Raw genomic sequence first — 26,274 nt, 5'->3', positions numbered from 1 at the left:
CTCCCTTCAGCAGGTCGGGTGGAGGGGCTCAGGCAGGGTGGATCGCGCCGTCCATCGCGGTCAGCGGCGCGCCGCTGCCGCCCCAGCGCAGGGCGACGATCTCGGCGGCGACGGAGACGGCGACCTCCTCCGGTGTGCGGGCGCCGAGGTCCAGGCCGACGGGCGAGCGCAGCCGGGCCAGATCGGCGTCGCCGAGTCCGGCATCCCGCAGCCGCTTGGTGCGGTCGTCGTGGGTACGGCGGCTGCCCATCGCTCCGATGTACGCGGCCGGGCGGCGCAGCGCCTCCTCCAGCAGCGGTACGTCGAACTTCGGGTCGTGGGTCAGGACGCAGATCACCGTGCGGGGGTCGGTCTCGGTGGCCTGGAGATAGCGGTGCGGCCATTCGACGACGACTTCCACGCCCTCGGGGAAGCGTTTGGGCGTCGCGAAGACCGGGCGGGCGTCGCAGACGGTCACCCGGTAGCCGAGGAAGGCGCCGATCCGGGCGACGGCGGCGGCGTAGTCGATCGCGCCGAAGACGAGCATCCTGGGCGGCGGTGCGAACGACTGGAGGAAGACCGTGACGGCGTCCTCGCGTCGCTGCCCCTGCGGGCCGTAGTGCCGCAGCCCGGTCGCGCCCTGGGCGAGTTCGCCGCGGGCGTCGGCGGTCACGGCCGCGTCGAGGCCGGGCGTGCCGAGCGTGCCCGCGACGGTCTCCGGCCAGACGGCCAGCGAGGCGCCGAGCGGGGCGGGGCCCTCCGTCACGGTCGCCACCGTCACGGGGCGGTGCGCGGCGACCGTGTCGGCGACCGCGCCGAAGCCGGGGTCGGTGTCCTGAGCGACGCGGCGGACGAGCAGGGTGATCGCGCCGCCGCAGGTGAGGCCGACGGCGAACGCGTCCTCGTCGCTGTAGCCGAAGGTCTGGAGCCGTGCCTCGCCGTCCTCGACGACCTCCTGGGCGAGCTCGTAGACGGCGCCCTCCACGCACCCGCCGGACACACTGCCGACGACCTCGTCGTCCGGCCCGACGGCCATGGCGGCGCCGGGGCCGCGGGGGGCGCTGCGGCTGACGGCGACGACGGTGGCGAGGCCGAAGGGCCGGCCGGCGGTGTACCAGCGGTTCAGCGCCGGGAGGATGTCACGCATGGTCGGCTCCTGCTCTGGTGCGCGTACGAGGCGGTGGCGCGGGGCGGTGGCGCGGGGCGGCGCCTGGGGCGGGTCTCGTCGGAGCCTTCGCCCCGGGCCCCGTACGGGCTTCGCCGTGTCCTCGGTCTCCGGGCGGGCTGGAGGATCCCGTCCGGCTCAACCATCGTCCACCCCTCTCACCACCGCCGCGAGGCGTTCCAGCGCCGCCAGGCTGTGGCCCTCGACGAAGGCGTCGACGCTCGGGAGGGCGGCTGCCATGCCGGCGGCGAGAGGGGCGTAGCCGGGTCGGGCCTTGCGGGGGTTGGCCCAGACGACGCGGTGGGCGAGGCGGTGGAGTCGGCGCATCTGGGTGGCGAGCCGGTCCGGGTCGTCGCGTTCCCAGCCGTCGGAGAGGATGACGACGACCGCGCCGCGGGCCAGGCCGCGACGGCCCCAGCGGTCGAGGAAGGCACGGAGCGTCTCGCCGAGGCGGGTGCCGCCGCGCCAGTCGGGCACCGCGTCGGAGACGGCCGCCATGGCCGTGTCCGGGTCTCGGTGGGAGAGCGCGTCGGTGACGCGCGTGAGCCTGGTGCCGATCGTGAAGACCTCGGTACGCGAGGGACCGCGGGAAGGGTCGCGGAAAGAGCCGCGGGAAGGGCCGCGGGAAGGACCAGCCGAAGTGCCGGTGGAGCAGCGGACCGACCGACCGCGCGACAGACCGCGCGACGGACCGTGGGCGGCGGCGTGCGCGAAGCGGAGGAGGGCGTCGGCGTACGGGGCCATCGAGCCGCTGACGTCCAGCAGCAGCACGACGCGCCGCGGGCGTTCGGCGCGGGCGCGGCGGCGCAGCCGGTCCGGCTCTCCGCCGCGGCGGAGCCATTCGCGGACGGTGCGGCGCGGGTCGACGGCGCCGTGGCGGGCCGGGCGGAGCCGGGGGGTGCGGCGGGGTTCGCCGCGCAGCGCGAACGCGGCGAGCAGGCGGCGCAGTTCCTCGCGGTCGGCGCCGGTCAGTTCGGAGACGTCCCGGTGGCGGAGGACTTCGGCGGAGCTGGCGAGCGCGGCTGCCGACCCCGTGCGCCCGTCCTCGTCCGGAGCGGCCCCGGGCCCCTGGGGGCGTTCCGTGGCGCGGAGGACGAGCCGGGGCGCGGTCCGCCGCGCACCGGCGCGCGGCACCGCTTCGGCCGCGCCGCCGTCGAAGTACGCGGTGAACACCCGGTCGTAGCGTTCCAGGTCGTCCTGGCCGCCGCACAGCGTGAGCCGTCCCGACCAGTACACGCCGGTACGCGACACACCGGCACACGACACCCCCGTGGACGACACATCTGTGGGCGACAGACCCGTGCACGGCCCCGGCCCGAGCGCGTCGAGCGCCCGCAGGAAGGTGTGCACCCGGTCCGGCCCGGCGTCCAGACCTGCCGCGCGCAGCGCACGCGCGAACCCCACCAGCACGGCGGGCGCGTCCACAGGGGTCATCGCGCTCACACCCCCCGCATGGCGAGGACCGCCGACAGGTCGAGGGAGCGGGCCCGTTCGGTGTCCTCCCGGTACTTCAGGACCGAGCCCAGCGTCGCCACCGCCAGCTCGGCGTCGAGTTCGGTGGCGCCGAGCGCGTCGAGGGCCTCCGCCCAGTCGATCGTCTCGGCGACCCCCGGGGGCTTGAGCAGTTCCTCGGCGCGCAGGGCCTGGACGAGCGCCGTCACCTGTTCGGCGAGGCGCGCGGTCACACCGGGCAGCCGCCGGCGCACGATCGCGAGCTCCCGCGCGAAGGAGGGATGGTCGAACCAGTGGTAGAGGCAGCGCCGTTTGAGCGCGTCGTGCACCTCCCGGGTGCGGTTCGAGGTGAGAACGACGACCGGTGGGGACTCCGCTCGCAGGGTGCCGAGTTCGGGCACGGTGACGGTGTACTCGGACAGCAGCTCCAGCAGGAACGCCTCGAACTCGTCGTCGGCCCTGTCGACTTCGTCGACGAGCAGCACCGAAGGCTGGGTCCGCAGCGCCTGGAGCAGCGGCCGTTCGATCAGGAACCGCTCGTCGTACAGCTCGCCCTCCAGCCGGCCCGCGTCGGTGATCCCGGCGGCCTCGGCTGCCCGCAGATGGAGCAGCTGGCGCGGGAAGTCCCAGTCGTACAGGGCCTGTGAGGCGTCGATGCCCTCGTGGCACTGGAGCCGGATGAGCGGTGCGTCCAGCACCTGCGCGAGCGCGCCCGCGAGGGAGGTCTTGCCGACGCCCGCGTCGCCCTCGCAGAAGACGGGCCGGTGCAGCTTCAGCGCGAGAAAGCACGCGATGGCCAGCCCTTCGTCGACGAGGTATCCGACGTCCTCCAGCCGCCCGCGCACCTCGTCCGGCCCCCGGAACGCCTCAGTCCCGGCCATGCCACGGGGCTCCGTCACTCCATCCCGGCCGCGGCGAGCACCGCCCGCCGGGTGAGCACCCGCGCCAGGTGCTCGCGGTATTCGGGCGAGGCCGACAGGTCGGCCGCGGGGTGGGTGCCCTCGGCCGCGGCATCCGTCGCGCGGGCGATCGCGTCCGGCCCGTCCGCGCCGGCGAGCGCGGTCTCGGCGGCCGTGGCCCGCAGGGGTGTCGCGCCCATGTTGGTCAGGCCGATCCGGGCCTCGGCGATCCGTCCGTCGTCGCCGCGCACGAGCGCGGCGACGCCGACGATGGCCCACGCCTGCGCGACCCGTTGGAGCTTCTCGTAGTGGAAGCCCCAGCCGTCCGTCTTGGGCACCCGGACCTCCACGAGCAGTTCGTCGGGGCTGAGGGCCGTCTGGAGGTAGTCGCTGAAGAAGTCCTGGGCGGGGATGGTGCGTCGCCCCTGGGGGCCCTCGGCGACGAGCTCGCCGTCGAGGGCGAGGACGACGGCGGGCAGGTCGCCCCCGGGGTCGGCGTGGGCGAGGGAGCCGCCGAGGGTGCCCCGGTGCCGGATCGCGGGGTCCGCGACCGTCGCCGTCGCCTGGGCGAGCAGCCCGGCGTGGCGCCGTACGAGCGGATCGGCGATCACGTCGTGGTGCGTGGTCATGGCTCCGATGACGAGGGTGCCGTCCTCTTCGCGCACTCCGCGCAGTTCGGGGATGCGCCCGATGTCCACGAGCAGTCCGGGGAACGCGAGCCGCAGCCGCAGCATGAGCAGCAGGCTCTGCCCGCCGGCGAGGACCTTGCCTTCCTCGCCGGCGTCGGCGAGCGCCCGTACGGCGTCGTCCACGGTCTCGGGCCGTGCGTAGTCGAAGGCCGCGGGGATCATGCCGCCTCCTCCTCAACCTCAACGGGTGTGCGTGCCTGTCTCACGGCCTGCCAGACGCGCTCGGGTGTGCAGGGCATCTCGATGTCCGTGACGCCGAGCGGCCGCAGCGCGTCCATGACGGCGTTCACCACGGCCGGGGTCGCGGCGATCGTCCCGGCCTCGCCGACGCCCTTGACGCCGAGCGGGTTGGAGGTCGCCGGGGTCTCGGTGCGGTCGGTCGTGATGTCGGGCAGATCGGCGGCGGACGGCACCAGGTAGTCGGCCATCGTGCCGGAGACGAGGTTGCCGTCGGCGTCGTAGACGGCCTCCTCGTAGAGCGCCTGGGCGATGCCCTGGGCCACTCCGCCGTGCACCTGCCCCTCGACGATCAGCGGGTTGACGACCCGGCCGACGTCGTCGACGCAGACGTACGAGCGGATGCGGGTCTGCCCGGTCTCGGTGTCGACCTCGACGGCGCACAGGTGGGTGCCGTGCGGATAGGAGAAGTTGTCGGGGTCGACGATGTGCTCGGCGTTGATGGTGGGTTCCATGCCGTCGGGCAGGTCGTGCGACACGAACGTCTCGAAGGCGACCTCCTGGATCGTGTGCTTCGCCTCGGGTGAGCCCCTCACCGAGAAGACCCCGTCCGTGAACTCCAGGTCGTCCTCGCTCGCCTCCAGCAGGTGCGCGGCGACCTTCCGCGCCTTCGCGACGACCTTCCGCGCCGCCTCGTGCACGGCCGCGCCGCCGACGACGAGCGAGCGCGAGCCGTAGGTGTCCATGCCCTGCGGTGCGGTGAGCGTGTCTCCGTGGCGTACTTCGACGTCCTCGAAGGGCACCCCGAGCACGTCGGCGGCGATCTGGCTCCAGCAGGTCACATGGCCCTGCCCGTGCGGGCTGGTCCCGGTGATCACCTCGACCTTGCCGGTCGGCAGCATCCGGATGGCGGCCGCCTCCCAGCCGCCGGCCGCGTAGCGCAGGTCCCGCAGGATCCGGCTCGGCGCGAGCCCGCACATCTCCGTGTACGTCGAGATGCCGATGCCGAGCCGTACCGGGTCGCCGCGGCCCGCCCGCAGCCGCTGCTCGCCGCGCAGCGCCTCGTAGCCGAAGAGCGTCAGCGCCGATTCGGTCGCGGCCTCGTAGTTGCCGCTGTCGTAGGTCAGTCCGGCGATCGTCGTGTACGGGAACTCGTCGTGGCCGATCCAGTTGAGCCGGCGCAGCTCCAGCGGGTCCATCTCCAGCTCGACGGCGAGCTCGTCCATCATCCGCTCGATCGCGTACGTCGCCTCGGGGCGGCCCGCGCCTCGGTAGGCGTCGGTGGGGGTCCTGGTGGTGAAGACGCCGGTGCAGGTGAAGGAGTACGCGTCCATCTTGTAGATCGCCGGGTACATGAACGCGCCCAGCAGCGGCACGCCCGGGGTGACGATCATCAGGTACGCGCCCATGTCGGCCAGCAGATCGACCTTCAGGCCGAGCAGCCGGCCCTCGCGGGTCGCCGCGATCTCGACGTCCTGGACCTGGCCCCGGCCGTGGTGGGTGGCGAGATAGCCCTCGGAGCGGGACTCGGTCCATTTCACCGGCCGGCCGAGCTTGCGGGCGACGGCGAGGGCCATCGCCTCCTCGCCGCACACCTGGAGCTTGGAGCCGAAACCGCCGCCGACGTCGGGGGCGATGACGCGGAGCTTGCTCTCGGGGATGCCGGTGACGACGGCCATCATCACGCGGACGATGTGCGGGATCTGAGTGGCCGAGTGCAGGGTGTAGTCACCGGAGGAGGCGGTCGGCGTGACGACGACGGCCCGTGGCTCCAGGGCGTTGGGGATCAGCCGCTGGTGGGTGAAGCGGCGCTTGACGACGACATCGGCGCGGGCGCGCACCGATTCCCAGTCCTCGCCGGTGGCGAGCGGCCAGACGTAGCAGCGGTTGGTGCCCTTGTCGGTATGGACGAGGGGGGCGTCGGCGGCGAGCGCGGCCTCCAGGTCGAGGACGGGCTCCAGCGGGGTGTAGTCGACCTCGACGGCCTCCAGGGCGTCGGCGGCGGCGTACCGGTCGCGGGCGGCGACGACGGCGACCGGATCACCGGCGTAGCGGACCTCGTCGACCGCGATCGGCGGGTGGTCGGGGAGCACGATGTCCTCGGTCACCGGCCAGGCGCAGGGCAGCGAGCCGAGGCCGTCGGCGAGGTCGCGACCGCTGAACGCGGCGACGACGCCGGGCCGCTCCAGGGCGGGGGCGACGTCGACGCGGTCGATGCGGGCGTGGGCCATGGGGCTGCGGAGGATGGCCAGGTGCAGCATTCCGGGCACGGTGATGTTGTCGGTCCAGGTGGTCTGCCCGGTGATGAGGCGGGCGTCCTCCTTGCGGAGCCGCGGGCGGCCGACTTCCTTCTCGCGGGCTTCGCGGCCGGGGGCGGCGAGCTGGTCGGTCATGCCGGGGCCTCCTCGACTGCGGGCTGCCCGGCCCCGGGCCCGCCGGCTGCTGCCTGCCCGGCCTTCTGCCGCTCGGCCGCCGGCGGGGCCGCCGTCGCGGGCTCCTCACCCGCGGACGGCCGGGTCTCGGGGCGGGCGGCGCCGACGGCCGCGGCGAGGACGGCGCGGACGATGTTCTGGTAGCCCGTGCACCGGCAGAGGTTGCCCTCCAGGGCGTGCCGGACCTCGTCGGGCGTCGGATGCGGGTTCTCCTTGAGCAGGTCCCGCGCCGCCATGATCATTCCGGGGGTGCAGTAGCCGCACTGGAGCGCGTGGTACTCGTGGAACGCGGTCTGCAGCGGATCGAGCGTGCCGTCCGCGGCGCCGAGTCCCTGGACGGTGGTGACCTCGCTCCCGTCCGCCTGCACGGCGAGCACCGAACAGCTCTTCACGCTCTGCCCGTCGAGTTCGACCGTGCACGCGCCGCAGTTGCCGGTGTCGCAGCCGATGGGCGTGCCGGTCAGCCCCAGGCTGTCCCGCAGGTAATGGACGAGCAGCAGACGTGGTTCCACGTCGTCCTCGTAGCGCGTGCCGTCCACCGTCACCGAGATTCGGGTCATGGGCCCTCCCAGAGCGCCCGGGCGGGTGAATTTCCAGCCGATTTGTTGTGACATACACAACTTTAGAACTGCGCCGATACGCCCGCGACCGCGTCGCAACCGGGTCACGACCGCCCGTTTGCGCCGCCCCGCACCCGGGCGCAGGGTGAACACGGGCAGGTGAACAGGGGCGGCGTGCCCCACCGGGCCCGAGAGGCCACCGGACCCGAGAGGACGGAGATCCCGATGAAGGGCAACGCCAAGGCGAAGCAGGTCAAAGGCATGCTGAAGGAGACCATCGGCAAGACCATGGGCGACCGGCATATGCAGCGGGCGGGCAAGAACGATCAGCTGCGCGGCAAGGCGCAGGAGATGGCGGAGAAGGCGGCCGAGCGGGTCCGCAAGGGAATCGGGCACTGACGGCACACCCGGCTCACACCTGGCGTACACCCGGCCCCGGGCCGTAGGGCAGGGGCGGCCGGGCAGGGGCGGCCGGGCATGGGCGGCTCCTCACGGCGCGCGGGAGGGGGCGGCGTACGACGCCACGCCGTTGCTCCCGGACCGCCGCGCCGGTCTGGCCGGGCCGCGCAGGACCCGGCCGCAGACGGTCTTCGGCGAGGGCGACACCCCTGCGCGCGTCCCGCGCCTCGGCGAACAGCCCGGTGACCAGGAGCGGCGCGGCCGGCCGTTACTCGGACCCGCGGCGAAGGCCCTGAGCCGGGCGCTCGCCGACGACGACACCGGCATCGCCCCGGGGACCTACCCGGTGCCCGCCCCGGCAGACCAGGACGGGGCCGGGTCCACCGACGGCGCTCACGCCTCCTGCTCGGCCTGGGCAGCCCGCAGGTGCGCCGCCGTCGCGGCTGCCTCGTACCCCTCCGGGACGCCGTCGATCAGCAGCAGGTCGCCCGCGATGTGGCGGGTCCGCAGCGGCAGGATCTCCCGGTAGGCCGGGGAGTCGTACCAGCCGCGGGCGGCGTCCATCGCACCGGCCCGAGGCACCGGCCCGCACCCGCCGGACGGTGCACCCCGGGCGGTACGGACCGCGCGGTACGGACCGGCGGGACGCCGGACACCGGTGTCACCAGGACGACTTGGTCACCCCCGGCAGGAACCCGGCGTGCGCCTGCTGTCGTACGCGCACCCGGGAGAGCCCGAACCTGCGCAGGTGGCCCCGCGGGCGGCCGTCCACACTGTCGCGGTTGCGCACCCGGGTCGCGCTGGCGTCCCGCGGCTGGCGCCGCAGTTCCCGCTGGGCCGCGAGCCGCTCCACCTCGGTGGCGGTCGGCTTGCGCAGGATCTCCTTGAGCTCGGCCCGCCGGGCCGCGTACCGCTCGACGGTGGCCTTGCGCTTCTCGTTCTGCGCGATCTTGCTCTTCTTCGCCATCAGACCTTCACCCCTCGGGCCCGGATGCGCGCCACGGCAGCGTCGACGCCGATCGCGTCGACGGTCTTGATCGCCTTCGCACTGAGCGTCAGCCGGACGTACCGGCCCTCGCTCGGCAGCCAGTACCGCTTGCGCTGGATGTTCGGGTCGAAGCGGCGGGAGGTGCGCCGGTGCGAGTGGGAGATGGAGTTGCCGAAGCCCGGCCGGGCGCCGGTCAGCTGACAGTGGGCGGACAAGGTGTTCCCTGCCTCTCGTCTGGGGCGGATCCTGGGACGGAACCCTTTTTGGAAATGATTTCCATTACCGTATACTAGCCGCATGGCACGCAACGAACTCCGCCCCGTCATCAAGCTCCGCTCCACCGCGGGCACCGGCTACACGTACGTCACCCGCAAGAACCGGCGTAACGACCCCGACCGGATGACCCTGCGCAAGTACGACCCCGTCGCCGGCCGACACGTCGACTTCCGCGAAGAGCGCTGACCCCGGCCGCACCGTCCCCACCGCCTGGACCGACCCGTCCGGCCCGAACCGACCCATCCGGCCTGGACCGGCCCGAACAGGCCACGGCAACCGACCACCGAGCCCCGAAGGACATCCCCGATCAGCTCCAGCAGTTCGGACTCGTCATTCTCGACGCGGCGGGACAGCAGCCGTTCGCCGTCCGTGTTGATCACCATCGCATGGTGGTGCGTCTTGCCGATGTCCACTCCGGCCCAGATCTCGGGCACGGTCACCTCCGCCAGCTCGTCGTTACGTCAACCCAGCAGACGACCTCGCCGACGTTGTCCTATGCAGCGATCGAATCGCGTCTCCCAATTGGCGGTCGAGTCGTCGCGAGGCCCGAGGCGGCCATGTCCTTCAAGCCATCCAGCGGCTCACCCATGACAGCCATACCCCGGACCCCTGGGCCTCACCGATCTTACGAATGACCAGTTCAGACCCACATCAATAGATAGGACACCTATGAAGCCCGGAATCCACCCCGCGTACGGACCCGTCGTCTTCCGCGACAGGGCCGCCGACCACGCCTTCCTCACCCGCTCCACGCTCACCAGCGACAAGACCGTCGAATGGGAGGACGGCAACACCTACCCGGTCGTCGACGTCGAGATCTCCGACGCGAGCCACCCCTTCTACACCGGCACGGCCCGCGTCCTCGACACCGCCGGACGCGTCGAGCGGTTCGAGCGCCGCTACGGCTCCGGCGGAGCACGCTGATGCGGCACGAGCGGACCGGACTGCCCGTCGTCATCGTCGCCGGTCTCCACTCCGACGCCCGCAAGGAGGCCGTCGAACAGCTCCTGCGCACCGTGCCGGGCAGCATCGCCCTGCATCACGACCTGTCGACGGCCGCCGACGGCACGGTGCGCCGCACCCTGCGCGACGCCGCGGGTGAGATGTCGTCCGGCGAGACGCCGTTGGTCAACGACTGCGCCTGCTGCGCGCTGCGGGAGGACCTCGTTCCCGAGCTCGCCCGGCTGGCGGCGAGCGGGCTCACGCGCCTGGCCGTCGTCGAGCTGTGGGACTCCGTGGAGCCCAAGGCGATGGCCGAGGTCGTCGTCGCCCACGGCGGGGACGCGCTGGAGCTGACCAATGTGATCACCGCGGTCGATCCGGCCCTCGTCCTGCCCTGCCTCGGCAACGGGGACGACCTCGCCGATGCCGGGCTCGCCGCCGCGGCCACCGACCAGCGCACGGTCGGCGACACATGGGCCCGGCAGTTGGAGTACGCGCCCGTGCTCGCGCTCGTCGACAGCGCGGACGCCGACGACGCGGACCGGGCCCTGCTCGCGCAGCTCCATCCCACCGCCCGCCAGGTCGGTACGGGGGCGGCGGAGCTGGCGCGGCTGGCCTTCGCCGGTTTCGACGTCGAGACCGCGGCCGCCGCACAGCACCCGTCGTGCGCGCTCCTCCCCCAGGAGGCGGACGAGGCCGGCGTCGCCACGCTCGTATGGCACCGGCGGCGGCCGTTCCACCCCGAGCGACTGTACGAGGCGCTGGAGGACCTGACCTGTGCCGCGGCGCGCAGCCGCGGCCGGTTCTGGCTCGCCGACCGCCCCGACACCCTTCTCGCCTGGGACGCCGCGGGCGGCGCGCTCTGCGTGGAGAACGCCGGCCCCTGGCTCGCCTCACTGCCCGACGCCGCCTGGGAGATGGTCCCGGCCATGCGCAGGGCCGCCGCGGCGCTCGACTGGCATCCGGATCACGGCGACTGCTGCCAGCACCTCGTCTTCACCTCGCCGGGACTCGACCGGGACGGCCTGGCGCAGCTCCTCGACTCGTGCCTGCTGACCGATGCGGAGTACGCCTCGGGGCGCGAGGCGTGGCAACGGCTCCCGGCCGCCTTCGACTCCCTCCTCGACCCCGTCTCCTGAACCCCCGTCCGTACGCCGGCACCGGCGCCACGCGCCTCGACACCGCCGACGCTCCCGACATTCCCGACACCTCTGACACCCCTGACACCCCTTCTGACCCCCGACACCGCCAAGGAGTTCCCGTGCCCCGCCGTCCCGATTCCCGCAAGCCGCAGAAGGCCCGCCCCAACCCGCTGGACGCGGCGGGCATCACCTACGTCGACTACAAGGACACCGATCTGCTGCGGAAGTTCATCTCCGACCGCGGCAAGATCCGCAGCCGCCGGGTCACCCACGTCACGGCCCGGCAGCAGCGGCAGCTCGCCGCGGCGATCAAGAACGCCCGGGAGATGGCCCTGCTGCCGTACGGCAGCCGTTAGCGCGCCTACGAGGCGGCAGATATGGCCGACGTCGTCAAGTGTGCTGTTAGCGTGACCTGTTGACCGAGGGGGGCGAACACAGCGCATGACGTCGACCACGTTCCACATCGGGAAGGACCTGCGCGTACGTAGGCTCGGGTTCGGGGCGATGCGCCTGCCGACCGAGCCCGGCCCCGCACGCGAGGCGGCCCTCGGCGTCGCCCGGCGAGCCGTCGAACTGGGCGTCACACTGATCGACACCGCGCACCTGTACGGCGCGGGCGCCAACGAGGAACTCCTTGCCGAGGCCCTGCATCCCTACCCGGAGGGGCTGCTCATCACCACCAAGGTCGGCGTCGCGCGATCGGGGCCCGCGGGCGAGTGGAAGGTCGACGGCCGGCCGGCAGTCCTGCGCGACCAGGTCGATCAGGCGCTGCGCCGACTGCGCGTCCAGCGGATCGAGCTGCTCCAGTTGCACCGTGTCGATCCGGAGACACCGCTCGCCGATCAGCTCGGCACGCTGGGGGAGCTCCGGGCCGAGGGCAAGATCGGCCGCATCGGACTCTCCGAGGTCACCGTGGCCGAACTCGACCAGGCACGGGGGTTCGTCGACGTCGCGAGCGTGCAGAACCGCTACAACCTCCTCGACCGCGAGCACGAGCCCGTGCTCGCGGCCTGTGAGGCGGCGGGAATCGCGTTCCTGCCCTGGCGCCCCGTCACCTGGGGAGAGTCGGGGGCGCAGGCCGAGATCGCCGCCGTGGCGGCCGAACTCGGCGCCACTCCCACGCAGGTCGCGCTCGCCTGGCTCCTCGGCCGCTCGCCGGTCATCCTCCCGATCCCGGGCACGGCCCGAACGGACCATCTGGAGGAGAACCTCGCCGCGGAGGGTCTCGCCCTGGGGCCGGCCCACCGCGACCGCCTCGACCGGCTGGCCGCACCGGCGTAGGGCTCTGTCCCCCCGTCACCCGAGTGGACACCGGGCTCGACCGTGTGGGCCCCGGCGAAGAGCCAGGCCGACGCACCGCCGGCAGCGTCCGGCAGGTGGCGGGTGTGTCGTCCGTGCGTGCGCAGGGTGCGTACGCCAGGTGCGTCCGTGCGTGCGCACAGGTGTGTCCTTGTGTCCGCCGGGTGTGTCCTTGTGTCCGCGCCGCCCTCTAAGCTGGCCGTTGCAGCTGGTTCGCCCTGTCCGCCAGGCAGGCGCGTCGCAAGAGGGAACCCGGTGGGAATCCGGGACTGCCCCGCAGCGGTGAGCGGGAACGACCGCCGTCATACGCACTGGACCGAAGGGTCCGGGAAGCGACGGCCAGTAGGTGTCTGCCCCTGGTGGACGAGCCCGCGAGTCCGAAGACCTGCCACTGCCCGCGCACGGCCGATCGTGTGCGGAGATCCCGGTGACCTCGAGGGCGGGTCGGCGACCACGGCGGGCGGGCTGCGCGCAAGGACTGCGCATGCCCCGCCCCGGCCGCGCCTTCGCGTCCCGACCCGTCCCGGGGTCGCAGGAGACATGCTCGCGAAGGAGAGTCTTGTGACCACCACGTCCGGCGTGACCACCGAGTCCGCCGCCGCCGCGGCACGGGCCACCGTGCACGGCTACCCCCGCCAGGGCCCGAACCGGGAACTGAAGAAGGCCGTCGAGGGCTACTGGAAGGGCCGCGTCACGGCCGGTGCCCTCCGGGAGACCGCAGCGGAGCTCCGCCGGTCCACCTGGCGGCAGTTGGCCGACGCCGGCATCCACGAGGTGCCGACCGGCGACTTCTCGTACTACGACCACGTCCTCGACACCAGCGTGATGGTCGGCGCGATCCCGGCCCGGCACCGGGCCGCCGTCGAAGCGGACGCGCTCGACGGCTACTTCGCGATGGCCCGCGGCACCCAGGACGCGGCGCCGCTGGAGATGACCAAGTGGTTCGACACCAACTACCACTACCTGGTCCCCGAAGTCGGCCCCGACACCGTCTTCACCGCCGACCCGGGCAAGCAGCTCGACGAGGTGCGGGAGGCCCTCGCGCTCGGCCTCGCCCCCCGCCCGGTGCTCGTCGGACCCGTCACCTACCTCCTGCTCGCCAAGCCCGCCCCCGCGGCCGACCCGGGCTTCGACCCGCTCACCCTCCTCGACCGGCTCCTGCCGGTGTACGCCTCGGTCCTCGCCGATCTACGGGCCGCCGGCGCCGAGTGGGTGCAGCTCGACGAGCCCGCCCTGGTGCAGGACCGCACACCGGCCGAACTGAACGCCGCGGCCCGCGCCTACCGCGAGCTGGGCGGCACGGGCGACCGGCCCAGGCTGCTCGTCGCCTCCTACTTCGACCGGCTGGGAGAGGCCCTTCCCGTGCTCGCGAAGGCACCGGTCGACGGTCTCGCCCTCGACTTCACCGGGCCCGCCGCGGCCAACCTCGACGACCTCGCCGCCGTCGGCGGACTGCCCGGCAAGCGGCTGGTCGCCGGCGTCGTCAGCGGGCGCAACGTGTGGCTCAACGACTACGAGAAGTCCCTGTCCACACTGGGCACCCTGCTCGGACTCGCCGACCGTGTCGATGTGTCCTCGTCCTGCTCGCTGCTCCACGTCCCGCTGGACGCCGCCGCCGAACGGGACATCGACCCGCAGGTCGCCCGCTGGCTCACCTTCGCCCGCCAGAAGACCGCCGAGGTCGTCACCCTGGCCCGCGCACTGGCGCAGGGCACCGACACCATCGCGGCGGAACTCGCCGCCAACCGCGCCGGTCTCGCCTCCCGGGCCGGATCCGCGCTCACCCACGACCCGTCGGTACGGGCCCGGGCGGCCGCGGTCACCGAGGCCGACGCCCGCCGCTCGCAGCCGTATCGGGAGCGGGCCGCCGCCCAGCGCGCGCACCTGCGGCTGCCGTTGCTGCCGACGACCACGATCGGCTCCTTCCCCCAGACCCCGGAGCTGCGCGCGGCCCGCGCCGGTCTGCGCGCCGGAACGGTCGGCGCCGACGCGTACGAGCGGCGCATCGAGGCAGAGATCCGCGAGGTCGTCGCCTTCCAGGAGAAGGCCGGTCTCGACGTGCTCGTGCACGGCGAGCCCGAACGCAACGACATGGTGCAGTACTTCGCCGAACAGCTCACCGGCTACCTGGCGACACAGCACGGCTGGGTCCAGTCCTACGGCACCCGCTATGTCCGCCCGCCGGTCCTCGCCGGTGACATCTCACGCCCCGAACCGATGACCGTGCGCTGGACGGCGTACGCCCAGTCGCTCACCGACCGGCCGGTCAAGGCCATGCTCACCGGCCCCGTCACCATGCTCGCCTGGTCCTTCGTCCGCGACGACCAACCGCTCGGCGAGACCGCCCGCCAGGTCGCCCTGGCGCTGCGCGACGAGGTGAACGACCTCGAAGCGGCGGGCAGTTCGGTGATCCAGGTCGACGAGCCCGCCCTGCGCGAGACACTGCCGCTGCGCGCCACCGACCACGCGGCGTATCTGGCGTGGGCCACGGAGGCGTTCCGCCTCACCACGAGCGGTGTGCGCCCGGACACCCAGGTCCACACCCACATGTGCTACGCGGAGTTCGGTGACGTCCTCCAGGCCATCGACGATCTCGACGCCGACGTGATCAGCCTGGAGGCCGCCCGTTCCCACATGGGGATCGCCGCGGAACTCGCCGCGGCCGGCTATCCGCGCGAGGCCGGCCCCGGCGTGTACGACATCCACTCGCCGCGCGTCCCCGACGAGGCCGAGACCGCCTCCCTCATCGAGCGCGCCCTGCGGTCCGTCCCGGCCGAACGGCTGTGGATCAACCCCGACTGCGGCCTGAAGACCCGCACTTGGCCCGAAGTCCGCCCGGCCCTCGGCCACATGACCGCGGCGGCCCGCCGGGTCCGCGACCGGCTCTCCCGCCCCGGCGCCTGACCGCGCGGGGCGGACCTCCGGGTCCGCCCCGCCCACGGGCCGACCCCGCCCTGCGGCCAGGCCGGATCGCGTGGTTGCGCCCTCCCTCCCACGCCCTGTAAGAGATCAGTCCAGGTAAAAGATTCTCCAGTGACTGTTATCTTGAGTGATCGAGCGACGCCGGAGGGGCACCATGGCGAAACAAGAGAGAGCTGCGAGGACTCATGAACGGTTCTTAGACGCGTCGGCCGACGAGTTCTCGCGACACGGCTACGCGGGGGCCAACCTTCAGCGCATCGCCGCCCATGTCGGCATGACCAAGGGGGCGTTGTACGCCCACTTCCCGTCCAAGGACGCCCTCGCCGCCGCGTTCACCTCCGCGTTCGACCAGGTGTGGCACGAGCTGCTGCAGCAGATCGGCGAGGGCGACCCGCCCCTGACGAACCTGCGTCGTGTCACGGTCGGTTTCGCAGACCGGCTGCACACGGACCTCCGGTTCCGCGCCGGCCTCCGGCTCGCGTACGAGGAGGCGTGTACGCGGGGGAAGGCCCCCGCAGTCGTGGACGATCTGTCGGAGGCCCTGACGCGGCTCGTCGGTGACGCACAGGAGCGCGAGGAGCTGACCACCGCGCACAGCCCTGAGGCGATCAGCTCGCTGATCCTGTCGTTGATCTTCGGCATGTACTACACCGCGCCGTCGAACCCGCTCGGCGACGTCACCGAACAGGTCTGTCAGGCATGGCAGTTGTTCTCACCCGGCACCGCGGCCTGAGGTGCTGTCGCCGTGCGCCGTGGCATGTGCGGGCGACCCGCCGACGGGCAGGACGCGGGCGCCGGGGAGTTCCGCCAGGAGATCCCGGCCGTCGCCGACCACGACGGGGTGGCCGACCTCGGTGAGCATCGGCAGGTCGGAGTGGTGATCCCCGTAACCGTGGCAGTCGGCCAGGTCGATGTGGGGGTAGTGCCGGGCCAGGTCCCGCACCGCTCTTCGCTTCCCCTCGCCGATGCACGGCTCCCCGGCCACGGCTCCGGTGAGCACGCCGTCCCTGGCTTCCGGACGGGTGCACAGCACATGGCGGGCGCCGATGTCCGCGGCGATCGGATCGAGTACGGCGGCGAAGGAGCCCGAGACCAGGACGACATGGTCCCCGTCCTCCTGGTGCGCGCGCAGGGCGGCGAAGGTGGCGGGCACATAGAAGCCCGGCGTGGCGCTCCGATGGGCGAACCACCTGGCACCCCAGTCGGTGACGGTGGCGAGCGGCTCGCCCTGCCACGCCTCGTAGTACAGCCGGTTGCCCGCCTCGCGCGGGGAACCCCCGGCCATCAGCGCGGCGATACGCCGCCGCGCCTCGGCCGCGTGCCGGGCGCCCTCGGCTCCGTGGCGCCCGGAGAAGTAGAAGTCCAGGAAGTCGAACAGGCTCTTGCCGCTGATCAGCGTCTCGTCCACATCGCTGAACGCCAAGCGGGAGGGGCGGGGCACGGGTGGTCTCCTCATGGTCCGGCAGGTGTGGTGCGGGGGCGGGAGGGCCGTCCGCCACGGAGCGCCGGCGGCGTGGCGACTGGCGGCGCAGAAGCCGTACGGCGGCGGTCAGGCATCGTCCGCACCGCTGCCGCCGAGGGATCGTGCGTACGCTTCGGCGGCCGGCTCCAGGCGCAGCGCACCGTGGGACGCGACGGTCAGCACGTCGGCCCAGTACCGGTGCAGGTCGCCGTCGGCGTCGCGGAGATGCGCCCCACCGGTGCGGAAGAGCCTGTCGACCGCCGCGGCCAGCCATTCGGCGGCGACGGCGGCATCCCGCTGGTTGCGGGCGACGGCCTCGGCGGTGACCGGCTCGGTGTCCGCTCTCCTCGCGGCCTCGCACAGCATCAGCTCGACCGCCTCGATCTCGGCGGCCGAGCGGGCCATCCGCTCCTGTACCGAGGGGCGGTCCAGGGGCCGGGCCCCGTCGGGGGCAGGCGTCCGAGCCCACTCGTTCCAGGTGGCCAGGGACCGGCGGGCGGCGCCGAGCGCGGGCGCGCAGAACATCAGGCCGCCCGCGAGATGGGCGGGCGCCGCGTGGCAGCGCGCGACACCTTCGAGGCCGTCGCCCCTGAGCAGCGCGGCCAGCGGAGCGCTGCGGCCGTCGGGCACGACGGTCGCCGCCAGGCTCACCGTGTTGCTGCCGGTGGCGCGCAAACCCGTGCTGTTCCAGGTGTCGTGGACCTCCACGGCGCTCTTGGGGACGGCGAAGACACGCGCCGGGCGGCCCGGAGTGTCGGTCTCCGGTGCGGCCAGCAGCACCCAGTCCGCGTGGTCGATCCCACTGGCGAGGGACCATTCGCCGTGGAGCAGCCACCCTCCGGCCACCCTGGCGGCGCTGCCCGACGGGGGGACGATGGCTGCCGCGATCCGGGCATCGGGGCCCACGCCCCAGATCTCCTTCTGCCCCTGCTCGGGCAGCATCGCCGCGAACCGGCCGTGTGCCGCCCACAGCACGGCACACCACGCCGCCGATGCGCAGCCCTCCCCCACCGTGACGGCTGCCCGGAACACCTCGCCGAAGGTGCCCTCGCTGCCGCCCCAGCGCCGCGGGACGAAGTGGCGCGCGAAGCCCGCGGCTTCCAGAGCGGTGACCGTTCCGCCGGTGATCCGCCGGTGCCGCCGGGCATCACGCGCGTCCTGGAGGGCCGCATCGGCCGCCCGCCGCGTCGCTTGCGGGCTCAGCCCGGCGGCCGGTCGTCCGCGCGGATCGGTGTCAGCGCGCCGGACAGCGGTCTCGGACATGATTCCCCTTCGTGGACGCAGAGTTGGCCAGGAACACGGCTCGTGGTCGGGTCGTGGTCGGGTCGTCCGGGGAGACACTCGCCCGGGGAAACCACTTCGCAATCAAGCCTTCGTATTCCGGCCATCCTCCAGTACGATTCGTTCTCGACGGTTTGTAATCGGTTCGGCTCGCCGACCATGCCCGTCACAAGGAGAGGCAGGGCATGGGTTGTTACGTTCCCTCACCCGGCGGCAGCGACGGAAGTCCCCGCCCGAAGGATCCCGGGGACCTACGCGCAGGGCACCGGCACACCGGAGTGCCGTTCCTCCAGGCCGGACTTCTTTTCCTGCGGGCCGCAAGGCTGTTCGTCTGCCGCCTCCGGCTGCACCGGGGCCCACACGGAGCCGCAGGTCGCGATCAGCGTGTCCGCCTGGATCGCGTCGAAGCGCAGCCGGCGGTCGGCCGGTGCTCCGGGCCCACCCGGTGCGCCCGGTCCCCCCAGCGCTCCCGGCGCTGCCGGCGTTCCCGGCGCGGTGACGTCATCGCGCACGACGAGCCGGGTGGGCACGTCGAGTTCACCCCAGGCGAGGCAGTCGACGGCCGCCGCCACGAGCACGTACGCAGGGCCGGCCTGCGGGGCCGCCGCGTCGTGGGTCAGCAGGTGCCCCAGCTGGCGGAACCCCTCGAGCAGCACCATCAGCGGCAGGTGGTCGGTGGGGTGGTCGAAGAGGATCGCATGGTCCGGATCGGCCCGCAGCTGCCACTCGTCCGGCGACGAACCGGGCGCCAGCACACTGTCCTTGGCGCGCAGCCGGCCGACCGGCCCCGGCTCCAGCCGCTGGGGCGGCCCGGCGGGCGCGGCGGCGGCCGGTCCGGTCGCGTCGCCGCGACGGCGCAGAATCCGATAGCTGCGCTCGTCGACCGCCACGACCCGCAGGCTGCCGCGGCCGCAGATGCGGCCGGCGACCGAGAGCTGCACCTCGAGCCGGGCGCCGTAGCGGCGGGGCGGCCGGTGGTCGGTCCAGCGCCACCGCGCTTCGAGCTCCACGGGCATCGGCCGGCCGCCCACGTGCAGAGCGCCAGGATCGGTGATCTCGAAGTCCGTGTCGTAGCCCACGAAGCGGTGGGTGAGCGGGACTCCGTAGTGCCAGTGGGCCAGATAGACGAGGGCCTGCCTGATCGTCTCGGCGAACAGCAGCGGGTCGCTTCTGCGATGGGCGTCGGGATGGTAGAGCGCATGGTCCCGGGGCCACTGACTGCCGACCAGGAAGTGGTCCTCCCCGAGCACCACGGCGTCCGTGACGAAGACTTCGGCCACCGCGGCCCGGTGCACGAGCCTGCGGGAGACCGTGCGCTGGAAGGCGAGCTCCGGATCCTGTCGCACCAGATCACCAGGAGTTTCTCGCCGCGATCGGCGGTGCTGCATGGCTTCTCCCCCTCGAGATCGGGGCCGGCCAGTGCGAGGCCCGACCCTCGACGGCGAATATACCTTCGAGCAGGTTTCTTCAAAAGAGCGGAAGTAGATGATCATGGCAACGTCCGGTGAGACCTTCGGCACTCCGCTCCAGGTGAGCACCAAGGAACTCAAGCAGGAGCGAGCGGTTCGGACACGGGAGCGCGTACTCACCGCCGCCGCCCAGGCGTTCGCCGCCAAGGGCTATCCCGCCGTCACCATCCTGGACGTGGCCCAGTCGGCCGGAATGACCAAGGGTGCGGTCTACTTCCACTACGAGAACAAGGACGCCCTCGCCGTCGCGGTGACCGACCTGTTCTACCGCCGGATCGCCGTCATCGCCGACTCCGTGGAGGAGTTGGGGCTCCCGCCGGTCAGCTCCGTCGCCGAACTCCTGATCCGGACTGCCGTGGCGTTCCGCGACGAGACGGTCCTTCAGGCCGGAGCGCGGCTCCAGCTCGAACGGCAGCTGATCGGCGCCCAACTCCCGCTCCCGTACGAGGCGTACACCAACCTGATCACCTCGTGGCTGGCGCGGAGAGCCGAGGCGGGCGGCCCTGGCGACATCCCCTCCCCCGCCACGCTCGCCACCGTCCTGGTCTCGGCCTTCTTCGGTGCGCAGCACATCTCCTGGGTGCTCAACAACCGTGCCGACCTTCTGGAGCGCACGCTCGCGGTGGTGCGGACGATCATCCCGTGGGCCGAGGAGGAGGTCGAACTCTGTCCCTCGGCCCAGGGCCGCTGATGCCGCGTCCGGATCAGCCGGGTGCTCTCAAGCCGCCCCGTCCGTCGGCCGGTCGAGCGCCGTACGGGCCTGCCGCACCGCTTCCTCCGGAGTCAGTCGGGCGCCGCGCTCGAACGCCTCCGTGAAGGCGGGCCCCCCGCCCAGGGCGGCCCGCACCGCCTCCGTGATGCGGTCGACGTCGCCGCGCTCGGCGGGCGGCAGCGGGGCGCCCACACCGCGGCGCGCCGCGTCCGCCGCACCGAGCAGCAGGGCCGCGCACACGGCGGCCGACTCGTGCCCGGGTCCTTGGCCGTGACCTTGGCCGGGCCCTTGGCCGTGACTGTCGCCGTGACGGTGCAGGGCCGCCGCGCCCGCGAGGCCCTCCAGGGACAGGGCGAGCGCGCGCGGCTCGCCGAGGGAACGGGCGACGTCAAGGCCGCGCAGGTGATGGGCGACGGACCGGTCCGCGTCGCCGCGCAGTTCGGCGATGAAGCCGAGTTCGGCGAGGAGCAGATGGTCGCCGGCCTCCGAGGACACGTCGGCATGGCCGTCGCGGATATGCAGCAGGTGGGCCTCCGCGGCATCGAGGTCGCCGGAGCGGCGCGCCCCGAGCGCGAGGCCCATCTCCGAGTGGATCTCGCCGTATTTGTAGCCCTGTTCGACGGCGATGCGGCGCGCCTGCTCGTGCAGATCACGGCCGCCCTCCCAGTCGCGGGCCAGTAGCGCCAGTCGGCCGAGCCCGGACAGCCGCGCCGACACCTCGGCCTCCAGGCCCAACTCCCGTGCTATTTCCAGACCTTCGCGCTGACGGCGCGCCGCGTCGGCGTAGTCGCCCTTGATCTCGGCGAGCGCGGCGAGCGGCGAGACGGTCTGCAGCTCGCCCCAGCGGTCGCCCAGCTCGCGGAAGAGCGCGGCGCTGCGCAGCCCGTCCCTGCCGAGCCCGGCGAGGTCGCCGTGGACCAGCGCGAGCGTGGCCCGCAGGCCGAGTGCGGCGGCGGTGCCCCACTGGTCACCGGCAGCGGTGAAGACGGCGAGGGCGTGGGTGTTCAGCTCTTCACCGGCGGCGGCCTCGCCCGCGCTGAACAGGCCGTACGCGCACAGCCACAGGGCGCGGGCGCGGCGCACGGGGTCGGGGACGGCTTCGGCGGCCACGGTCGCGGTGACGGTCGCGGTGACGGTCGCGGTGACGGTGACGGTGGCGTCCGTCTCGGCGTGGTCACCGGTGAGCAGCGCGAACGCGGCATGCAGCAGGGCGAGTTCGGGTGCAGTGTCCTTGGCGGCGACGAGGACGGCCGACAGGCTGCGGCGGGCCTCGGTCAGGCGCCCGCGCAGCAACCACCACCAGGACAGGGCGGTGGCCAGCCGTACCGCCTCGTCGGCCTGCCCCGGGGCGGCGCGGCGCACCGCCTCGTCGAGCGCCGTGCGCAGATTGCCGGCCTCGGCGTCCAGGCAGGCCAGCCAGGACCGCTGGTCGGCGCCGCGCAGCCGGGGCTCGGCGCGCTCGGCGAGCGCGAGGTAGTGGCGCAGATGGCGGTCGCGTACGGCGGTGACGTCCGCCATCTCGTGCAGCCGCTCGGTCGCGTACACCGCGACGGACTCCAGGAGCCGGTAGCGGGGCCCGGTGGGCCCGTCCACGACGACCACGAGGGACCGGTCGACGAGCCGCGTCACCAGATCGAGCACCTCCTCACGGGCGACGCCGTCACCCGCGCAGGTCGCTTCCGCGGCGTCCAGGTCGCAGCCGTCGCTGTGCGCCGCCAGGCGGCGCAGGACGATGCGTTCGGGCGCGCTGAGCAGCTCCCAGCTCCAGTCGATCATGGCCCGCAGGGTCTGCTGGCGGGCGGGCGCGCCCCGCTGTCGGGCGGTCAGGACCCGGAACCGGTCGCCGAGTCGGACCGCGAGCTCCCGTACGCCCAGGGCGCGTACGCGGGTGGCGGCGAGTTCGAGGGCGAGCGGGATGCCGTCGAGGCGACGGCAGATCTCGGCGACGGCCTCGCGGTCGGCCGGGGCGAACGCCTCCAGGTCCCGGGGGAAGCCGGGAGCGGAGGCGGCGGCGCGCTCGGTGAACAGCCGCACGGCATCGGCGGTCCGGAGCGGCTCGACGAGGAACACGGCCTCGCCGGCCAGCCCGAGCGGCTCCTGGCTGGTGGTCAGCACGCGCAGGCCGGGGGCGGTGCGCAGCATCAGCTCAGCGAGCTCGGCGGCGGCGTCGACGACGTGCTCGCAGTTGTCCAGGACGAGCAGGATGCGGCGGTCCCGCAGTGCGGCGGCGAGCCGGTGGGCGGGGGACGGCCCTCCGGCGCCGGCACCGGCACCGGCACCCGGCAGTGCGGACGGGGCATCGTCCCGGATGCCGAGGGTGGCGGCGACGACCTGTGCGAGGTCTGCGGCGCTGCCGGCGCGCACGCCGGCGAACTCCACGAGCCACACCCCGTCCGACAACTCCCCGCCCGGCGCCCCGGCCGCCTCCACACCGGCCGCCGCCACCGCCAGCCGGGTCTTCCCGACCCCGCCGGGCCCGGTGAGCGTCACCAGCCGCGCGGCACCCAGGAGCCCCGAAAGCCGCCCGAGCGCCTGATCGCGCCCGATGAGCGGCGTGAGCGCCACGGGAAGGTTCGCGTGGGCTCCGGCCGCCGGCGGCACCGCCGGTTCTGCGCCCTCGGTGCCGCGGAGTCCCGGCCCGGGGGACGCAGAGCCGGCCCCGGCCCCGGCCGCAGCAGGGCCCTGGCCCGTCGCCGTGGCGGACTGCACCGTCGCCGTAGCGGGCTGCATCGTCGTCGCGGAGGTCTGCCCCGCCGTCGAGTCCTGCCCCGCCATCACGGAGGTCTGCCCGGGCGGCGCCGAGGCCGACTCCGGCGGCGTCGGGGGGACCCCGGTGGGGCAGAGGCCCGGGTCCTGGCGGAGGACCGACCGGTGGAGGGCGCTGAGGGCGGGGCTGGGGTCGACGCCCAGCTCGTCGGCGAGCCGCGCGCGGAGGTCCTCGTACGACGCGAGGGCCTCGCTCTGGCGGCCCGCCAGGTAGAGCGCGCGCATCTGGGCGGCGCGCAGGCGTTCCCTCAGCGGATGCCGGACCACGAGGTCGGCCAGTTCTCCGGCGAGGAGGACATGGTCCCCGGCCTCCAGGCGGGCGTCGGCCTGCTCCTCCACGACGGACAGCCGCTGCTCCGCGAGGCGCTGCGCAGCGCCCCGTACGAACTCCTCGTCCGCGAAGTCCGCGTAAGCGGGCCCCCGCCACAAGTCGAGGGCCTGGGTGAGCAGTGCCGCCCGTGCCCGCGGGTCCCGTACGGGGCGGGCCTCGGCGACAAGGGCGCGGAACCGGTCGGCGTCCACCTCGTCGGCGGCCCCGTCGAGCCGCAGCCGGTAGCCCGGCGCCTGGCGCACCACGCGGTCGCGGCCGAGTACCCGGCGCAACTGGGAGACCTTGGCCTGGAGGGCGCCCGCCGGCTTGCCCGGCGGCTCGCCGCCCCACAGGTCGTCGATGAGACGGTCCGCGGAGACCGGACCCCCGTCGTGCGCGAGCAGATCGGCGAGCAGCGCCCGGACCTTGGCCTCGGGGACCTTGACCGTCTCTCCCTCGTCGTCCCACACCACGAGTGGCCCGAGCACCCCAAACCGCATACCGGCCACCGTACATGTCCTGGCCCTGCGCACCCGGGCCCCGCCCCGCCGCCCCGGGGCGGGCGCCGGAGGGCCGTCAGCCGACCGTCAGCGGCTCCGAAGCTTCTCCGAAGCGCCGGAGCGCACAGTCGTGCCTGCGGCAAGGCAGGACTCCAGAAGGGGGCGGCACATGACCAGGTACGCGGGCAGAAGGGCCGCGGTCGTCGGCCAGGCGACCGGGATCGGCCTGGCCATCGCCAAGCGCCTCGTCGAGGGCGGTGCGGAGGTCCTGCTCACCGCCCGCTCCGCGGAGGAGCGCGCGGAGGCGTGCGCCGAGCTGGGTTCCGCCGCCCGCGTGGTCGCCCCGGTGGAGGCGGTGAAGGCCGTGAAGGCGGTGGAGACGATCGACGCCGAAGGCACGCACGGCGTCGACGACGTGGAGGGCCTCGACGGCTCGGACGGTCCCGACGTCGGACTCGGCGTCGGACTCGGCGTCGGACTCGGCGTCGACCTTGACCTCGACCTCGACTTCGTGTTCGCCGACGCCATGGTCACGGCCCGCCCGCTGCTGCCGCACCTCAGGGACGGCGGCGCGGTCGTGCTCACCGCCCCCGCCCCGTCCCCCGCCGCCGTACACGCGCTCGCCGCCGAGCTGGTCTCCCGCGGCATCCGCGTCAACGCGGTGGCGCCGGGCTGTATCGAGGCACCGGCGGGCGGCGCCTCGCCGCTGCCGCCGCTCGGCCGTCGCGGCTCCGCCGAGGAGGTGGCCCGCGCCGCGCTCTTCCTGGCCACGGACGCCACCTTCACGACGGGCGCCCAGCTCCCCGTCGACGGCGGCCTCGGCCACCCCGCGCAAGCACTCGGACACCCCGTCCGAGCAGAAGACACCACGTCCCCCGAAGAACCGGAGCACATCACATGAGCACCTCACCCGACACCGCGGCCGCTCCCGGTACGGACAGCCGTGCCGCGCCACGGGCGAAGGGCGGGGGCGAGGAGCAGCAGAAGCTCCCGCTCCTCGCCCTGCTCGCCCTCGCCACCGCCGTCTTCATCACCAGCCTCACCGAGACCCTCCCCGCCGGACTCCTCCCGGCGATGAGCGACGACCTCCATGTGAGCGAGTCCGCGACCGGTCAGACCGTCACGATCTACGCGATCGGCACCGCCCTCACCGCGATCCCGCTGACCGCGGCCACCGCGGGCTGGCGGCGCAAGCGGCTGCTGCTGACGGCCATGGCGGGCTTCGCGGTCGCCAACACGATCACGGCGGTGTCGTCGGCCTACGGCCTGACGATGGTGGCGCGCTTCGTCGCGGGTGTCGCCGCGGGTCTGGCCTGGGCCCTGCTCGCCGGCTACGCGCGGCGCATGGCGCCCGTCCACCTCCAGGGCAAGGCCATCGCCGTCGCCATGGCGGGCATCCCGGTGGCGCTCTCGCTCGGCGTGCCCGCCGGGACCTTCCTCGGCACGGCGCTCGGCTGGCGCGTGGCCTTCCTGTCGATGACGGCGCTCACGGTGCTCCTGCTGCTGTGGATCTTCGTGACGGTGCCGGACTACCCGGGGCAGGAGCGCGGTGAGCGGCCGAAGATGCTGCGGGCGCTGCGCGTCCCGGGTGTGAGCCCGGTCCTGTTCGTCACCCTCGTCTTCGTCCTGGCCCACACCATCCTGTACGCCTACATCGCCACGTTCCTCGACGACCTGGGCATGGGCGGCAACACCGACCTGGTGCTGCTCGTCTTCGGCGCCGCCTCGCTCGTCAGCATCTGGATCGTGGGTGCCCAGATCCACCACCGGCTGCGCTCGCTGACGATCGCCAGCGCCCTGCTGGTCGCCGTGGCCGCGGCGCTGCTCGCGGTCCTCGCCGACAACACGGCGCTCGTGTACGTCGCGGCCGCCCTGTGGGGTCTGGGCTGGGGCGGCGTGCCCACCCTGCTGCAGACGGCCGTCGGCGACGCGGGCGGCGACTCCGCCGACGCGGCCCAGGCGATGCTCGTGACGCTGTGGAACGTCGCCATGGCGGGCGGCGGTGTCATCGGAGGCATCCTGCTCGACGTGGCCGGCAGCGATTCCTTCCCCTGGACCGTGCTGCTGCTCCTGCTGCCGGTGATCGCGGTCGTCGTCTTCGCCCGCAGCCACGGCTTCCCTGCCAAGCGGCCCTCGGCGTAAGCCGCGCGAGCAGGCGGCGCCAGCAGGCAGCGCGAGCAAGTAGCGCGGCCGCACAAGGCGGTGGGCGGCCCCTGACCCTCCCTGTTTCCAGCGGGAGTTCAGGGTCCGCCCATCGACCGATATCGGGACGTCATGACCATCTCGCGTGCGGGAACGGCCGGTTGCCCCCGCCCGGCCCAGACCCCTTGAACGGCCGCCGAAGGCTTACCGCTCCCCCGGGCCTTCGGCGGCCCCCGTGTGCCGTGACGGCGCCTGCGGACGGCAGCGAGGACCGGCCGTACCACCGCCCGCGGGCCGGCGCCGCACGGTGA

Annotated in this window: 24 protein-coding genes, 1 pseudogene and 1 riboswitch; of the genes and pseudogenes, 11 read left to right on the top strand and 14 right to left on the bottom strand. The window is 73.6% G+C overall.

The features are described 5' to 3' along the window. Positions 1 to 28 precede the first annotated feature (28 nt). The 6 genes from KK483_RS28080 to KK483_RS28055 form a co-directional block, all read right to left on the bottom strand. Complete coding sequence (locus KK483_RS28080; RefSeq protein WP_262007998.1) at positions 29 to 1,126, bottom strand: XdhC/CoxI family protein; 1,098 nt, start codon at positions 1,124 to 1,126, stop codon at positions 29 to 31. A gap of 156 nt (positions 1,127 to 1,282) precedes the next feature. Further along, positions 1,283 to 2,578 carry a VWA domain-containing protein gene (locus KK483_RS28075; protein WP_262007997.1) on the bottom strand — a complete coding sequence of 432 codons (1,296 nt, stop codon included), beginning with the start codon at positions 2,576 to 2,578 and terminating at the stop codon, positions 1,283 to 1,285. A gap of 5 nt (positions 2,579 to 2,583) precedes the next feature. Further along, positions 2,584 to 3,477, bottom strand: a complete 894-nt coding sequence (locus KK483_RS28070; RefSeq protein ID WP_262007996.1) for a MoxR family ATPase — start codon at positions 3,475 to 3,477, stop codon at positions 2,584 to 2,586. 14 nt (positions 3,478 to 3,491) lie between these two features. Then, positions 3,492 to 4,346, bottom strand: a complete 855-nt coding sequence (locus tag KK483_RS28065; RefSeq protein ID WP_262007995.1) for a xanthine dehydrogenase family protein subunit M — start codon at positions 4,344 to 4,346, stop codon at positions 3,492 to 3,494. Next, on the bottom strand, positions 4,343 to 6,754 hold the full coding sequence (locus KK483_RS28060) for a xanthine dehydrogenase family protein molybdopterin-binding subunit (RefSeq protein WP_262007994.1): 2,412 nt from the start codon (positions 6,752 to 6,754) through the stop codon (positions 4,343 to 4,345). Before KK483_RS28060 ends, KK483_RS28065 begins: the two co-directional genes overlap by 4 nt. Beyond that, a complete protein-coding gene (locus KK483_RS28055) occupies positions 6,751 to 7,353 on the bottom strand; it encodes a (2Fe-2S)-binding protein (RefSeq protein WP_262007993.1) in 603 nt (200 codons plus the stop codon). The genes KK483_RS28060 and KK483_RS28055 overlap by 4 nt, the downstream gene beginning before the upstream one ends. Before the next feature lie 225 nt (positions 7,354 to 7,578). On the opposite strand from KK483_RS28055, the gene KK483_RS28050 reads away from it, so the two are divergent. Then, positions 7,579 to 7,752 (top strand): CsbD family protein, encoded by a 174-nt coding sequence (locus KK483_RS28050; RefSeq protein WP_262007992.1) that lies wholly within the window; start codon positions 7,579 to 7,581, stop codon positions 7,750 to 7,752. A gap of 393 nt (positions 7,753 to 8,145) precedes the next feature. Here KK483_RS28050 and KK483_RS28040 read toward each other — a convergent pair whose 3' ends face one another. From KK483_RS28040 to rpmB, 3 genes are all read right to left on the bottom strand, one after another. Continuing rightward, positions 8,146 to 8,334 carry a DUF1330 domain-containing protein gene (locus KK483_RS28040; RefSeq protein WP_399015132.1) on the bottom strand — a complete coding sequence of 63 codons (189 nt, stop codon included), beginning with the start codon at positions 8,332 to 8,334 and terminating at the stop codon, positions 8,146 to 8,148. Between the two features lie 79 nt (positions 8,335 to 8,413). After that, complete coding sequence (gene rpsN, locus KK483_RS28035; protein WP_262007991.1) at positions 8,414 to 8,719, bottom strand: 30S ribosomal protein S14; 306 nt, start codon at positions 8,717 to 8,719, stop codon at positions 8,414 to 8,416. Beyond that, the gene (rpmB, locus tag KK483_RS28030; RefSeq protein WP_262007990.1) at positions 8,719 to 8,955 is read right to left on the bottom strand and encodes a 50S ribosomal protein L28; all 237 of its coding nucleotides are present in this window, start codon (positions 8,953 to 8,955) and stop codon (positions 8,719 to 8,721) included. The genes rpsN and rpmB overlap by 1 nt, the downstream gene beginning before the upstream one ends. Positions 8,956 to 9,037: 82 nt before the next feature. Between rpmB and rpmG the strand changes: the two genes are divergently transcribed. Then, the gene (rpmG, locus tag KK483_RS28025; RefSeq protein ID WP_030573688.1) at positions 9,038 to 9,202 is read left to right on the top strand and encodes a 50S ribosomal protein L33; all 165 of its coding nucleotides are present in this window, start codon (positions 9,038 to 9,040) and stop codon (positions 9,200 to 9,202) included. A 107-nt stretch (positions 9,203 to 9,309) separates the two neighbouring features. Here rpmG and KK483_RS28020 read toward each other — a convergent pair. After that, positions 9,310 to 9,450, bottom strand: a pseudogene (locus KK483_RS28020) (transposase); the annotation flags it as partial. A 235-nt stretch (positions 9,451 to 9,685) separates the two neighbouring features. Between KK483_RS28020 and KK483_RS28015 the strand changes: the two are divergent. The 6 genes from KK483_RS28015 (at position 9,686) to KK483_RS27990 (ending at position 16,054) form a co-directional block, all read left to right on the top strand. After that, the gene (locus tag KK483_RS28015; RefSeq protein WP_262007989.1) at positions 9,686 to 9,940 is read left to right on the top strand and encodes a type B 50S ribosomal protein L31; all 255 of its coding nucleotides are present in this window, start codon (positions 9,686 to 9,688) and stop codon (positions 9,938 to 9,940) included. Next, positions 9,940 to 11,097 carry a GTP-binding protein gene (locus tag KK483_RS28010; RefSeq protein ID WP_262007988.1) on the top strand — a complete coding sequence of 386 codons (1,158 nt, stop codon included), beginning with the start codon at positions 9,940 to 9,942 and terminating at the stop codon, positions 11,095 to 11,097. Before KK483_RS28015 ends, KK483_RS28010 begins: the two co-directional genes overlap by 1 nt. Positions 11,098 to 11,219: 122 nt before the next feature. Further along, on the top strand, positions 11,220 to 11,456 hold the full coding sequence (gene rpsR, locus KK483_RS28005; RefSeq protein WP_262007987.1) for a 30S ribosomal protein S18: 237 nt from the start codon (positions 11,220 to 11,222) through the stop codon (positions 11,454 to 11,456). 85 nt (positions 11,457 to 11,541) lie between these two features. After that, complete coding sequence (locus KK483_RS28000; RefSeq protein WP_262007986.1) at positions 11,542 to 12,381, top strand: aldo/keto reductase; 840 nt, start codon at positions 11,542 to 11,544, stop codon at positions 12,379 to 12,381. Between the two features lie 227 nt (positions 12,382 to 12,608). Next, positions 12,609 to 12,790: riboswitch (cobalamin riboswitch) on the top strand. 188 nt (positions 12,791 to 12,978) lie between these two features. Continuing rightward, entirely contained in the window at positions 12,979 to 15,303 is a 2,325-nt protein-coding gene (gene metE, locus KK483_RS27995; RefSeq protein WP_262009714.1) for a 5-methyltetrahydropteroyltriglutamate--homocysteine S-methyltransferase, read from the top strand. A 172-nt stretch (positions 15,304 to 15,475) separates the two neighbouring features. Continuing rightward, a complete protein-coding gene (locus KK483_RS27990) occupies positions 15,476 to 16,054 on the top strand; it encodes a TetR/AcrR family transcriptional regulator (RefSeq protein WP_262007985.1) in 579 nt (192 codons plus the stop codon). Here KK483_RS27990 and KK483_RS27985 read toward each other — a convergent pair. From KK483_RS27985 to KK483_RS27975, 3 genes are all read right to left on the bottom strand, one after another. Next, complete coding sequence (locus KK483_RS27985; RefSeq protein WP_262007984.1) at positions 16,034 to 16,762, bottom strand: HAD family phosphatase; 729 nt, start codon at positions 16,760 to 16,762, stop codon at positions 16,034 to 16,036. The genes KK483_RS27990 and KK483_RS27985 overlap by 21 nt on opposite strands. A 108-nt stretch (positions 16,763 to 16,870) precedes the next feature. Further along, positions 16,871 to 18,046, bottom strand: coding sequence for an acyl-CoA dehydrogenase family protein (locus KK483_RS27980; protein ID WP_262007983.1), 1,176 nt, complete (start codon positions 18,044 to 18,046; stop codon positions 16,871 to 16,873). A 269-nt stretch (positions 18,047 to 18,315) separates the two neighbouring features. Continuing rightward, on the bottom strand, positions 18,316 to 19,410 hold the full coding sequence (locus KK483_RS27975) for a ScbA/BarX family gamma-butyrolactone biosynthesis protein (RefSeq protein WP_262007982.1): 1,095 nt from the start codon (positions 19,408 to 19,410) through the stop codon (positions 18,316 to 18,318). A gap of 145 nt (positions 19,411 to 19,555) precedes the next feature. Here KK483_RS27975 and KK483_RS27970 point away from each other — a divergent pair, with 145 nt between their 5' ends. After that, the gene (locus tag KK483_RS27970) at positions 19,556 to 20,224 is read left to right on the top strand and encodes a ScbR family autoregulator-binding transcription factor (protein ID WP_242330435.1); all 669 of its coding nucleotides are present in this window, start codon (positions 19,556 to 19,558) and stop codon (positions 20,222 to 20,224) included. A gap of 27 nt (positions 20,225 to 20,251) precedes the next feature. Here KK483_RS27970 and KK483_RS27965 read toward each other — a convergent pair whose 3' ends face one another. Then, positions 20,252 to 23,821: a BTAD domain-containing putative transcriptional regulator gene (locus KK483_RS27965; RefSeq protein WP_262007981.1), complete on the bottom strand. Its 3,570-nt coding sequence runs from the start codon at positions 23,819 to 23,821 to the stop codon at positions 20,252 to 20,254. A gap of 169 nt (positions 23,822 to 23,990) precedes the next feature. Between KK483_RS27965 and KK483_RS27960 the strand changes: the two genes are divergently transcribed. Both KK483_RS27960 and KK483_RS27955 read left to right on the top strand, forming a co-directional pair. Continuing rightward, complete coding sequence (locus KK483_RS27960) at positions 23,991 to 24,722, top strand: SDR family NAD(P)-dependent oxidoreductase (RefSeq protein ID WP_262007980.1); 732 nt, start codon at positions 23,991 to 23,993, stop codon at positions 24,720 to 24,722. Continuing rightward, positions 24,719 to 25,963, top strand: coding sequence for an MFS transporter (locus tag KK483_RS27955; protein ID WP_262007979.1), 1,245 nt, complete (start codon positions 24,719 to 24,721; stop codon positions 25,961 to 25,963). Before KK483_RS27960 ends, KK483_RS27955 begins: the two co-directional genes overlap by 4 nt. Positions 25,964 to 26,274 lie beyond the last annotated feature (311 nt).

It is taken from the genome of Streptomyces sp. FIT100, assembly GCF_024584805.1.
Taxonomy (GTDB): Bacteria; Actinomycetota; Actinomycetes; order Streptomycetales; family Streptomycetaceae; genus Streptomyces.
Note: the sequence above shows the minus strand (reverse complement) of the source record. Positions and strands in the feature narration are given on the sequence as shown.